The sequence below is a fragment of the Flavobacterium qiangtangense genome (genome assembly GCF_042658345.1).
In the GTDB taxonomy this organism is placed as follows: domain Bacteria; phylum Bacteroidota; class Bacteroidia; order Flavobacteriales; family Flavobacteriaceae; genus Flavobacterium; species Flavobacterium qiangtangense.
Genome location: NZ_JBHSQB010000021.1, coordinates 212,422 through 224,332, shown reverse-complemented (window position 1 = coordinate 224,332; position 11,911 = coordinate 212,422). Strand labels below are relative to the sequence as shown.

The 11,911-nt window shown below is 35.8% G+C and carries 14 protein-coding genes; 6 read left to right on the top strand and 8 right to left on the bottom strand.

The genetic code is table 11. The features are described 5' to 3' along the window. Window positions 1-45 precede the first annotated feature (45 nt). Genes prs through ACFPVY_RS17670 form a run of 5 tightly spaced genes read left to right on the top strand, consistent with a single transcriptional unit; the run spans window position 46 to window position 3,839 of the window. Entirely contained in the window at window positions 46-873 is an 828-nt protein-coding gene (gene prs, locus ACFPVY_RS17690; RefSeq protein ID WP_379793500.1) for a ribose-phosphate diphosphokinase, read from the top strand. Continuing rightward, on the top strand, window positions 873-1,283 hold the full coding sequence (locus ACFPVY_RS17685; RefSeq protein WP_379793499.1) for an ADP-ribosylation/crystallin J1: 411 nt from the start codon (window positions 873-875) through the stop codon (window positions 1,281-1,283). Before prs ends, ACFPVY_RS17685 begins: the two co-directional genes overlap by 1 nt. After that, window positions 1,283-1,792: an O-acetyl-ADP-ribose deacetylase gene (locus ACFPVY_RS17680; RefSeq protein ID WP_379793498.1), complete on the top strand. Its 510-nt coding sequence runs from the start codon at window positions 1,283-1,285 to the stop codon at window positions 1,790-1,792. Before ACFPVY_RS17685 ends, ACFPVY_RS17680 begins: the two co-directional genes overlap by 1 nt. Window positions 1,793-1,802: 10 nt before the next feature. Beyond that, complete coding sequence (locus tag ACFPVY_RS17675; RefSeq protein WP_379793497.1) at window positions 1,803-2,345, top strand: RNA 2'-phosphotransferase; 543 nt, start codon at window positions 1,803-1,805, stop codon at window positions 2,343-2,345. Window positions 2,346-2,387: 42 nt separating this feature from the next. After that, window positions 2,388-3,839 (top strand): nicotinate phosphoribosyltransferase, encoded by a 1,452-nt coding sequence (locus ACFPVY_RS17670; protein WP_379793496.1) that lies wholly within the window; start codon window positions 2,388-2,390, stop codon window positions 3,837-3,839. 49 nt (window positions 3,840-3,888) lie between these two features. On the opposite strand, the gene ACFPVY_RS17665 is transcribed toward ACFPVY_RS17670, so the two are convergent. The 6 genes from ACFPVY_RS17665 to ACFPVY_RS17640 all read right to left on the bottom strand — a co-directional run bounded on the left by ACFPVY_RS17665 (window position 3,889) and on the right by ACFPVY_RS17640 (window position 8,006). Next, window positions 3,889-4,668 carry a type 1 glutamine amidotransferase domain-containing protein gene (locus ACFPVY_RS17665; RefSeq protein WP_379793495.1) on the bottom strand — a complete coding sequence of 260 codons (780 nt, stop codon included), beginning with the start codon at window positions 4,666-4,668 and terminating at the stop codon, window positions 3,889-3,891. 98 nt (window positions 4,669-4,766) lie between these two features. Next, window positions 4,767-5,330, bottom strand: a complete 564-nt coding sequence (locus tag ACFPVY_RS17660) for a Crp/Fnr family transcriptional regulator (protein WP_379793494.1) — start codon at window positions 5,328-5,330, stop codon at window positions 4,767-4,769. 6 nt (window positions 5,331-5,336) lie between these two features. Next, a complete protein-coding gene (gene nadD, locus ACFPVY_RS17655) occupies window positions 5,337-5,918 on the bottom strand; it encodes a nicotinate (nicotinamide) nucleotide adenylyltransferase (protein ID WP_379793493.1) in 582 nt (193 codons plus the stop codon). A 75-nt stretch (window positions 5,919-5,993) separates the two neighbouring features. Beyond that, complete coding sequence (gmk, locus tag ACFPVY_RS17650) at window positions 5,994-6,569, bottom strand: guanylate kinase (RefSeq protein ID WP_379793492.1); 576 nt, start codon at window positions 6,567-6,569, stop codon at window positions 5,994-5,996. Window positions 6,570-6,666: 97 nt separating this feature from the next. Then, complete coding sequence (locus ACFPVY_RS17645) at window positions 6,667-7,524, bottom strand: YicC/YloC family endoribonuclease (protein ID WP_379793491.1); 858 nt, start codon at window positions 7,522-7,524, stop codon at window positions 6,667-6,669. Window positions 7,525-7,652: 128 nt separating this feature from the next. Continuing rightward, window positions 7,653-8,006, bottom strand: coding sequence for an arsenate reductase family protein (locus ACFPVY_RS17640; protein WP_379793490.1), 354 nt, complete (start codon window positions 8,004-8,006; stop codon window positions 7,653-7,655). A 100-nt stretch (window positions 8,007-8,106) separates the two neighbouring features. On the opposite strand from ACFPVY_RS17640, the gene ACFPVY_RS17635 reads away from it, so the two are divergent. Beyond that, on the top strand, window positions 8,107-8,763 hold the full coding sequence (locus ACFPVY_RS17635) for a GldM family protein (protein WP_379793489.1): 657 nt from the start codon (window positions 8,107-8,109) through the stop codon (window positions 8,761-8,763). Here ACFPVY_RS17635 and recO read toward each other — a convergent pair whose 3' ends face one another. Both recO and porZ read right to left on the bottom strand, forming a co-directional pair. Further along, on the bottom strand, window positions 8,764-9,477 hold the full coding sequence (gene recO / locus ACFPVY_RS17630) for a DNA repair protein RecO (RefSeq protein WP_379793488.1): 714 nt from the start codon (window positions 9,475-9,477) through the stop codon (window positions 8,764-8,766). It abuts the gene before it with no gap. Between the two features lie 70 nt (window positions 9,478-9,547). Further along, complete coding sequence (gene porZ, locus ACFPVY_RS17625; RefSeq protein WP_379793487.1) at window positions 9,548-11,836, bottom strand: type IX secretion system anionic LPS delivery protein PorZ; 2,289 nt, start codon at window positions 11,834-11,836, stop codon at window positions 9,548-9,550. Between the last annotated feature and the right edge of the window lie 75 nt (window positions 11,837-11,911).

Below are 11,911 nucleotides of genomic sequence, written 5' to 3'. Positions count from 1 at the left end.
TCTTTTCATTTAACTTTGCGTAACAAATACACAAAATAAGAAATCATGATACTCAATTTAGACCAAAATTTCAGACCATTTTCAGATAAAAAAGAAATAGAATTTCAAAGTTTCATCTTTTCAGGTGGCGAACCGCACATCAAAATCAAACCCGATTTTGACGTTTCAGAAACCGTGACAATCACGCACAGAATCAATTCTTTCAATGATTTTGGTTTGTTGCTGTTGGCCGTTGACGCTTTGAAAAGAATGGATGTGAAATTGATCAACGTTTTTATTCCTTATTTTCCTGCGGCGCGACAAGATCGTGTGATGATTGCTGGCGAACCCTTGTCAGTAAAGGTTTATGCCGATATTTTAAACAGCTTAAAATTGAATAAAATTATGGTTTTTGATGCGCATTCTGAAGTAACTTCAGCGTTGTTAGACAATTGCGAAGTAATCCCGAATCACGATTTTATCGCTCAAGTTTTGAAAAAAATTGGCAATGACGTAAAGCTGATTTCACCAGACGGCGGCGCTTTGAAAAAAATCTACAAAGTTTCAGAATATTTAGGTGGCATCGATGTTGTGGAATGCAGTAAAAGCCGTGATGTGAAAACCGGAAAACTTTCTGGTTTCAAAGTGTATGACGATGATTTGCAAGGAATGGATTGCTTGATCGTAGATGATATTTGTGATGGAGGCGGGACTTTTATCGGCCTTGCCGAAGAATTAAAAAAGAAAAACGCAGGCAAATTATACCTCGCAGTAAGCCACGGAATTTTCAATAAAGGTTTTGAGTCTATGAAAGCTTTTGAGAAAATTTTCACCACAGATTCTTTCAGAGAATTTGATGAGGAAATTGTTGAGGTTTTGAAATTGAAAATGTGATGAAAACAAAAACACTATACAGACCAGTTGGATTGAGAGAAATGGAATTGATTGCTGAAAGTAATTACCGAAAATTTCCAGCAAGATTAGAATGGCAACCCATTTTCTATCCGGTTTTGAATCAGCAATATGCAGAACAAATTGCAAATGAATGGAATACGCCAGATGAATTTTCAGGATTCTGTGGAATTGTCACTGCTTTTGAAGTAGATGAAGAGTATTTGCAGCAATTTGAAATTCAAAATGTTGGCGATAAATCTCATAATGAATTGTGGATTCCCTCAGAAAAATTGCCTGAATTTAATCAGAATATTATTGGCACAATTGAAATTGTAAACGTTTATTTTGGTGAAGGATTTAAGTTGTCAAGTGATTCAGAATTGAATAATAAGATTGAAAAATTTAGATAATGAAAATCGAAATTCAAAAATCAGATATAATAGAAATTGCTACTGATGCAATTGTAAACGCAGCAAACACGTCACTTTTGGGCGGTGGTGGTGTTGACGGTGCGATTCACAGAAAAGGTGGAAAGCAAATTTTAGAAGAATGTGTTGCCATCAGAAATAGGCAAGGCGGTTGTGATGTCGGTCAAGCCGTAATAACGACAGCTGGAAATCTTCCGTCTAAATTTGTGATCCACACAGTTGGTCCGGTTTGGAATGGTGACAAAGAAGAAAAGAAGAAATTGCTGGCAGATTGCTACAGAAATAGCTTGGAATTAGCACTTCAGAATAACATCAAAACAATTGCCTTTCCAAATATCAGCACCGGAATTTATCATTTCCCGAAAGATAAAGCAGCTGAAATTGCAATTAAAACTGTGAAAGAATTTCCTCGAAAGGAAGAATTTGAAAAGATAATTTTCGTCTGCTTTGATGATGAGAATTATGATTTGTACAAAGCTTTATTAGCTTAAAATAAAACCAATGAACGAACAGCAAAAGAGAAAAATAAGCACTTTTATGAGTTTGGTGCTTCGGCATAAACCTCAAGAAATAGGATTGCAATTAGATGAAAATGGCTGGATTTCAGTTCCAGAATTTTTAGATAAAATGAATTCCAAAGGAAATAATCTTGACTTTGAGAGTTTGGAAGAAATTGTGGACACAAATGACAAAAAACGTTTTGCCTTCAATGATGAAAAGACAAAAATCAGGGCGCGCCAAGGACATTCCGTTACAATTGATTTGGCTTTGCAGGAAATTGTGCCACCAGAAATTTTATTCCACGGAACGGTTGAAAAATTTATTTCAGAAATAAAATCAAAAGGGCTTTTAAAAATGAGTCGCCAGCACGTTCATTTGAGCAAAGACAAAGAAACCGCGATTAAAGTGGGAAGCCGAAGAGGAAATCCGATAATTTTGATCGTCGATTGCGCAAAAATGCATCAAGACGGATTCAAATTTTATCAATCTGAAAACGACGTTTGGTTGACCAATACCGTTCCTTCCAACTATATTCAATTTTAATTTAAAGATTAAAAATTTTAAACCAATACCAAAAAAAAAATCATGAACCCATTATTATTAACAGACGGTTACAAAGTTGACCATAGAAGACAATATCCAGACGGCACGACCTTAGTATATTCAAACTGGACGCCAAGAAAATCAAGAATTGAAAATGTGGAAGAAGTGGTTTTCTTCGGATTGCAATACTTCATCAAAAAATATATCATTCACGATTTTGAGGAATATTTTTTCAAACAGCCAAAGGAAGAAGTCATAAAAAAATATTCAAGAAGGATCAATAATTATTTGGGCGAAAACCAAGTTGGGACAAAACACATTGAAGATTTGCACGATTTGGGATATATTCCGATGGTTTTTAAAGCTTTGCCAGAAGGTTCGAGCGTGCCAATTCGTGTTCCGATGTTCACGATGTTTAACACAAAACCAGAGTTTTTTTGGCTGACAAATTACTTCGAAACTTTGCTTTCTGCTGTAATCTGGATGCCTTGTACTTCAGCTACAATCGCCAAACAATACAGAAAAATTCTAGACAAATATGCTTCAGAAACTTCGTCGGTTCCAGAATTTGTAGATTGGCAAGCACACGATTTTTCAATGCGCGGTATGGCTGGAATTGAAGCTTCAATAACTTCAGCAGCCGGACATTTGTTAAGCTTTACCGGAACGGATAATATTCCGGCAATTGATTTCTTCGAAGAGTACTACAATGCAAATTCTGATACCGAATTGATCGGAGGTTCTGTTCCCGCAACTGAACATTCTGTGATGTGCATGGGAACAACCGAAGGCGAATTTGAAACTTTCCACCGATTGATTACAGAAGTGTATTCAAAAGGAATTGTTTCCATAGTTTCTGATACTTGGGATTTATGGAAAGTTTTGACCAATTATTTGCCAAGATTAAAACAAGAAATCTCCGGAAGAGACGGAAAAGTCGTGATTAGACCTGACAGTGGCGACCCAATTTTAATTTTATGTGGCAATCCAAACGGAAAATCGGAAGAAGAAAGAAAAGGCGTTGTCGAACTTTTATGGGAAACTTTTGGAGGAAGCATAAATGACAAAGGTTACAAAGAATTGATTCCGCAAATCGGGGCAATTTATGGCGACAGCATCACGGTGGAAAGAGCGACACAAATCTGTGAAAATTTGAAAAATAAAGGTTTTGCTTCTACAAATGTAGTTTTGGGAATCGGATCTTTTACGTATCAATACAATACAAGAGATACTTTTGGTTTTGCAATGAAAGCCACTTATGGCGAGGTAAACGGCGAAGGAAGAGCGATTTTCAAAGATCCAATCACCGATGACGGAACTAAAAAATCAGCAAAAGGCTTGATGAAAATTGAACTAGAAAACGGAATCTTTAAATTGACCGATAATGTTTCTTGGGAGGAAGAAATTAAAGGCGAGCTGAAGGAAGTTTTCAGGGATGGAAAACTTCTGGTTGACGTTTCGCTTTCTGAAATTCGAGAAAATATCAAGAAATAGTAAAAAAAGGGAAAGCCTAAACATCACGTTTAGGCTTTCTCTTTAAAATTTATTTTTTCAAAGATTTCAATTCTTTCAAAATCGCTTCGCCAACACCTTTAGCAGACTGCGGATTTTGACCAGTAATCAATCTTTGATCAACAGTCACGTGCTCTTGCCACAAACCAGATTTCTCAAATTTGGCACCGCGCTCGATCAATTTTGTTTCCAAAGCAAACGGAACCACTTTTTCTAATTTCACAGCAACTTCCTCTTCATTGGTAAAAGCGTTTACTTTTTTGCCGTCAACCAAATATTTCCCGTTGCTTAATTTGATGTTCACCAAACCAGCCGGACCGTGACAAACAGCTCCAACAACGCCATTTTTTTCATAAATTGCTGTTGCAATTTTAGCGATTTCAACATTATCTGCGAAATCCCACATCGCACCGTGACCGCCGGCATAATAAATCGCAACATAATCATTTGGATTTACTTCTGAAGGTTTCATCGAATTGTCAATTTTGTTGTGATAAACCGCATCTTCCCAGAATTTTTTATTGATCGAATCGCTTAAATCAAAACCGTCAACGGGAGGTTTTCCACCTTTCGGACTTACAAAATCAATTGTGTAATTGTCTTTCAAAACTTCCCAAGCATGGGAAACTTCGCCTAAATAATAACCTGTTTTTTCTCCAGTTTCTCCTTTTTTATCGTGGCTAGAAACTACGAATAAAATTTTCTTTTCCATCTTTTTAGATTTTTTAGTTTGTGCATTTCCAGATTCTGTATTCAATGCGACAGCAAAAAAGGTAAGCACCATCAAACCTGATGTGAGTAAATTTTTCATAATAAATTGTGTTTATAATTTGATAGGACAAAGTTCGGCAGAAGAAGTTTTTCTGACGATGAGGGAAGTCACGATTTTGGTGTGACAAAAATCACTTTTTAAGAACCGAATCGACTTAAGGTTTCACGGGAAACTCCTAAATAAGAAGCAATCAGTTTTTTAGGAACTTTTTGGAATAAAATCGGATTCAATTCTAACAATTGCTGATAACGTTCCTGCGGATTATTGTTCAGCATCGACAAGATTCTTTGCTGTAAAGCGACATAGCCAGCGTTTGATTTTCTTCGGAAGAAATGCTCGATTTTGTGCATTTCAGAACACAATTTCTCGCGATTGTACAACGAGAGGCAAAGTACTTCGGTGTCTTCAACACAATCAACATTTAAGGTAGCTTTTGTTTGGTTGAAATAAGCATTAAAATCGCAAATCCACCAATCTTGAAGCCCAAATTGGAGAATGTGTTCTTTTCCGTCAGAGCTTGTGTGATAAGACTTCAGGCAACCATCCAAAACAAAAAAATCGTTTGGAACGTCATTGCCTTCTTGAATAAGGAATTGGTGTTTCTTGAATTTTTTTGCTGTAAAATGAGTAAGGATATAGTCAAATTCCTCGTCAGAAAGCGGTGTTATTTTCTCGATTTGCTGTCTTAAAATTTGGCTCATTTTTTTTTATTTTTTGTAAAACAAATTATGGTCAATATAATCCCAAACATTCTCCGGAAGCAAGGGTTTTACATTCTTCCCTAACTTAATGCTTTCGCGGATTTTTGTTGAAGAAATTTCCACAATTGGTGCATCAATAATGTGAATCTTAGGATGGTTTTCAAATTCCGGACTTATGACTTCCGTAGAAATCCTCGGGTATACATAAATCTCATGGTTTTCAAGAATAACTTCGTAATTTTTCCACTTGTGAAACGAATTTAGATTGTCTTCGCCCATAATTAATGAAAAATCATTCTCAGGAAATTTTTCTTGTAAATAAGCCAAAGTATTTACTGTATAATTTGGCTGTGGCAATTTAAATTCAATGTCAGAAGGTTTCAATTTCGAATAATCTTCGGTCGCCAAAAAAACCATCTGCAGCCGATGATGATCCTCCAGCAAAGTGCTTTTTTTCTTCAACGGATTGTGTGGCGTGACCACCATCCAAACTTGTTCCAAATCAGAAAACTCGGCCATATGATTGGCGATAATCAAATGCCCAACGTGAATGGGGTTGAAGGTTCCGAAATATAATCCTATTTTCATTTCAAAAAGGTTTAAGGTTTAAGGCCTAAGGTTTAAGGTTGCTTGCGAAACTTTAAACCTTACACTTTAAACTTTTTAAATCATTTTTAGGTAGTCATAAACCAATTTATATGCATCGTTTTTTGCAATTTCCAAGTCGTAATTTTTTAGAACTACGTCAAATTCAGATGATTTTGCGATTTCAATTTCGGCTTTGGCCAAACGCATTGCAATTTTTTCATCGGTTTCAGTCTGGCGAAAACGAAGTCTTCTTTCCAGTTCTTCCACAGACGGCGGACTCACGAAAATCGCTAAAGTTTCCTTCGGAAATTGCTCCTTGATTTTTAATCCTCCAATAACGTCAATGTCAAAAATAACGTGTTTCCCTAAAGCCCAGATTCGTTCCAGCTCGCTTTTCAGCGTGCCATAAAAATTGTCTTTGTACACTTCTTCATATTCCACAAAAGCGTTTTCGTCAATTTTTTTTTGGAATTCTTCCATCGACAAAAAATAATAATCTCTTCCGTGGATTTCTTCGCCTCTTTTTTCGCGTGAAGTTGCTGAAATAGAGAAGTCTAAATGCAATTCTTTCTGTTCTAAAAGGTATCTTACAATTGTAGTTTTCCCGGAACCAGATGGCGCTGAAAAAACTAATAATTTTCCGTTATTCATTATATTTTGCTTTAAGCTTTAAGCCTTAGGCCTTAAGCTAGGTGGGTTTCTTGTAATCGGTTTTTTGCCTAAAGCTTAAAGCTACGGCCTAAAGCTTCTAAAGAACATTTAAAACCTGTTCCTTAATTTTTTCCAATTCATCTTTCATCTGAACGACCAATTTCTGCATTTGCGCATGATTGGATTTGGAACCCATCGTGTTGATTTCTCTACCAATTTCTTGGGTAATAAAACCCAATTTTCTTCCGTTGGCTTCTGTTCCTGCGATGGTTTCGATGAAATAGTTGAGGTGGTTTTCTAAACGTACTTTTTCTTCCGTGATGTCGTATTTTTCTAAGTAGAAAATCAATTCTTGTTCAAAACGATTTTCGTCAACGTTCACGCTCAATTCTTCAATTGCCGTTTTCAATCTGGTTTTCACCGTTTCAATTCTTTCACTGTCTAAAGCTACAGTTTGATTCATCAGAGACAAAATATTCGCAATTCTCAAAAGAAATTCTTTTTCTAAAGCAGCACCTTCTGAAACTCTAAATTCTTGGATATTTTTTAAGCCTTCTTCAATGACTCCTTGAATGGTTTTCCATTCGTTTTCGTCGATTTCTTCACGCTCAGTTTTCATGGCGTCCGGCATTCTAACGGCCATTTTTAGTAATTCGGTCTCGTCTCCGTCAACCACTTGTTTTAGCTGATTGATGTAACCTCGAACAATCGGAACGTTTATTTTTGAAGATGTTTCTTCGCCGGTAATTTCTATAAATAAAGAAAAATCAACTTTTCCTCTTTCTAATTTTTGGGCAATTTGATTTCGTAATCCCAGTTCCATTTCACGATAAACATAAGGCGTTCTTACGTTTAAATCTAAACCTTTGCTGTTTAGGGATTTTATTTCAACAGTAATTTTTTTGGTTGGCAATTGCAAAGAAGCTTTGCCAAAACCAGTCATTGATTGTATCATATTCAAATTTAAATAGCTACAAATGTAGTAAAAAGTGGTCGAAGCGACTAATTGAATTTTTTGGCCACGAATTCACAAATTTTTATTTATAAAGTTGAAGAAAAATTCGTGATTTCGTGGCTGATTTATTATTTTAAAACCAACGAAACCGCATGCACATTTTGCTGACTGTTTCCGATGTAAATTTTATCATCAATTATAAAAACCGGACGGCTCAAAAAGGTGTAATGTTCCAACAAATATTTCTTGAAATCTTCTTCCTGTAAGTTTTTGTCTTTTAAACCTAATGATTTGTAAAGTTGTGCTTTTTTACTAAAAAGCTTTTCATAACTTCCAGAAAGCTTATACATTTCTTCTAATTCTTCTGGCGTAATTGGGTTTTGGCGAATGTCGTGAAATTCTAATTTGTCCATATTTGGAAGCGATTTGATGATTTTTCGGCAGGTATCGCAAGAAGCTAAGTAGTATATTTTGTCTTTCATAGTTTAGTTTTTTACAAAGGAAATTCTTTTTATAAGTTAATTGAAAGATTTTGAGATTTTATTTTCTAATTTGCATTAAATATCTGAAGCTAAAACTTCTATGAAAAATCTTATTTTCGTTTTCCTTTTGTCTTTTCAATGTTTCGCTCAAGAAATAATACAACCTGCAAAATCAATTGTTTCTGTAGATAGAATGAATGTGGTTTATCGAGGAATTATTAACCCAATTTCTATTTCTGTTCCCGAAGCCAAATCTTTTAAAGCAACTGGCTTGGGTTTGAAGGAAACTGATGTAAAAGGGAAATATAATCTTTCACCTGGCGCTGGAAATGAAATGAAAATTACAATTGAAGCGGTAATGCCAAATGATTCAATTGTTGTGGAAGAAAAAATTTTTCGGATTAAAGGTGTCGGTTCACTTAAGGCGTATGTTGATGGAAAGAATTGTTTCGGATGTATTTTAGAATTTTCAAAAAAGGATTTGGAAACAGCTAAAATAGAATTAAAAATAGATGATTTTTTACACGACGTAAAATTTACGTTGGAGAGTTTTACTGTAAACCTTCCGAATAAAAGGCCAATAATTGTTACAGGAAATCAGTTGAACGAAATAGCTTTACACGAAATAGAAAAACTGAAAATTGGTTCAATATTTACGCTAGAGAATTTTCGTCAATCAAATCCAAATAATTATTGCCTCGTCGGAATAAAATCATTAAAAATCATGATTGTTGAAGAAACGAAAATCCAAGAATAACTACGAAAAAACCTCCTTTAAAACCTCCAAAGATTTTGGTCTTCGAAATCCGTCTAAGTGGAAAGCATAATAATCTAGGATGATTTTTAGCAAAATGGAACGCTCGATTCCGGCGAAAATCTTTTGGTCGCTATCGAATTTTAATCCTAATAATTTTTTGAAAAGATGCGTTTCGTGTTCTGATAAACAAGAAAGCGACTGAAAAGGCGTGAAGATTCCTTCGGTCATTTCAAAGAATTTTAAGTCATTGTCTGAACTATCGGGATAAAATCCTAAGAATTTTGTGGTTTCAATTAAAAGAATTAGGTGGAAATTTGAAATTTCAGAATGATGGTCTAGCCACAAAAGCGCGGTTTCTAAAAAGTGAAAAAGGTCTTCGTTTTTTTCTTCTTCGTGAATGCTGTGATGCAACACTTCCGAAAGGAAAATAATGATGGTGCTTTTAAAAATATCAGTATTGATGGTTTGGTAAGCGGTGGAAAGTTTTACTTCCTTAAAATTTTCCAGAGTTCCTTTGTTTTTGTGAACCGCTTCGATTTCCAAGATATTCAAAGGCTGAAAATAAGCTACTTTCTGCTTATTATTTTTTCCCGAAAAGGCATTGTGTACAAAATATGATTTTAAACCATCCGTTTCGGTGAAACACTTCACAATGAGGCTTTTCTCTTGGTATTTTAAGGAGGAAATGACAATGGCTTTGGTTTTGATATTCATAGGTTTAGGGTTATGGGTGTCAGGTTTAGGGTTTCGTGAGTACTTAGACCTTTTACCCTGTGTCTTTAACCTATCGAATAATCATTACTTTTTTAACTTTGGTTTCGGTGCCGTCTTTTGAAGCGATGAAAATCATATAAACTCCAGAAGCAACTCGGTATTTCCCAAAAGCTTTGGTGTCCCATTCGATGGTACCGCCTTCAGAAGTGGTTTCGTAAACCAAATTTCCTTCGATATCGGTAATTTTTACGTTGGCATCATCAATTAATCCGGCGATTTTTACGGTTCCGTTAAATTCAGGACGAACGGGATTTGGGTACACATAAACATTGTTCAAATTATCCGCTGCGCCGGTAGAAGTTCCTTTGAACGAAACCAAACCTGCATCGGTGGCAAAAAATACTTCGCCGGTATTTGAATTTATTTCGATGTCATTGATAGAATTACTTGGCAATGGAGAGTTTTCTCGTGTGAAATGATATAGCGTTTGTTGCCCATTTGGAGAAAGTAAAAACGCGCCGGAGCCTCCGGTTGCGACCCATTTGTTGTTTGCGCCATCAACCGCAATATCAAGAATGGATTGCTCATACAAAAGTTCTTGAGGAAGTCCATCGTCAATGATAATAATTGGATTTACGTCAAGATCTTCTTCGCCTAAAAATCGGTCAGTACTTGAAAGTATTCGCAAACCTCCCAAAGTTCCGATCCAAACTCTGTTATTATTGTCGATTGCCACGGTTCTTGTGTTATTTACAAAAGGTTTTCCTGCATCATCGGTTGAAAATGCCCTTTTAAATTTAGGCGTTACATTTTCGTTAAAACCCATCAAACCATTTTCTGAAGGAAACCATTTTGTGCCGTTTTTATCAATTACAAGGTTACCATAATTTTGATCTGTGGTTTGAACAAATTCTTCGATAGAGTACGATTGCCAAGAACCGTCAGTTTTCAGTACTTTAATGGCATTTTTCACAAGTGAATTGTTGATCCAAAGATTTCCTGATCTGTCAAACGCGCCACCACGCACACGAGTAGATCTAAAATTTGGAAAATCAGTCAATATTACAGATTCTGGTCCGCCGGGCGTTGTGTGGTCGTATTTTGCGATAGCAACATCGTCTTCAAATTCTAAAAGGCCGGTGTGTGAAGAGCCAAAAAAGACATTTTTTTCATCTTTTGGATTTACAATAACACGCACTAAAGAGTTTGATTGCAAGGTTTCGTCATAAGGAATATTCAACCAGCCGGTTTCAGTTAATTTGCTTACGCCGAAAGTACTGTAATCAGGTTCATAAAAAATTGTGTGTCCGCCATAAGAAACCCAAAGGTTATTGGTTGGCGTAGATTGAATTGAAAACGGATTGTTTCGAGAAGGCCCGTCAGGCTTGATGATTTGAAAAGTAGATGGATTTGCAACTGGAGCGGTAATCACACCGTTTTCTTTTGTTCCTATAAAAACGGAATTTCCAATGACGGTGGCGCAAGTGAAAGTTGCCACAATATCTGGAATATTCGTGCTGATAACGTGCGAAGTCTGAATTAAATTTTGGTCAAAAGTATAAACGTGATTGCTCGTTGTAACCGAAAGTACATTTTGATACGATCGAATATCAAGGCCAGGTTGCGGTAAATTCAAAACTAGGGAAAATCCGGTGCCATTGTGACGATAAACCGCATTGTTGGCGTTTAAGCACAAAAGTTGATTGTTATGGTTGGTGATACCAGCCCAATATCCGGGATCAAAAGTCTGCCATTGGGCAAAATCGTTTAAATTTGGGTTCATTAAATCGGCACGTCTGATTCCGCCTAAATCAGTTGCTACATAAATGAAATTATTTAAAACTGCCGATTGGTAAACAAGTAATTCTTGGCCTGAATTTCCTAATAAATAAGTATCGCCGAATAATTGCGTTTCTAAATTAAATTGAACCAAACCAAAATCTGTCGAGATATAAAGCTTGTTTTCGTGTTCTAAAAAATGATTGATTTTCTTTTTTGTAGGCGTGATTCCGTTTTGATCTCTGATTCCGGGTACGATTTTAATTTCGCCATCGCTTCCGTTTATGATCAACATCAGTCCGTTTGCGTGTCCGATGTATGTTTTATTGAAATTTTGGCTGTAATAAATGGAAGTAATATCTTGTCCGGAAAGTCCGTCAATTGTGGTAATCGTCTTTAATTCGTTGGTATTTAAATGCTTTGAAAAAAGCGCTTTTTGTGTAGAAGCCGTAATTCTGGTTGGCGATTCTGTCAAGTCATTTACTTCGTTATAAGAAAAATAACCTTTCCATAATTGATTTCGATTTTGGGCAAAAGCAATTTGGGAAATCAAAAGAAAAAAGAAGAAAAGCTTTCTCATCGTGGGGTTTAAATTGTGTACAAATATAATACAAAACGAATTTATTTCTTTTTTCATATAAAGACAACTGGAAAT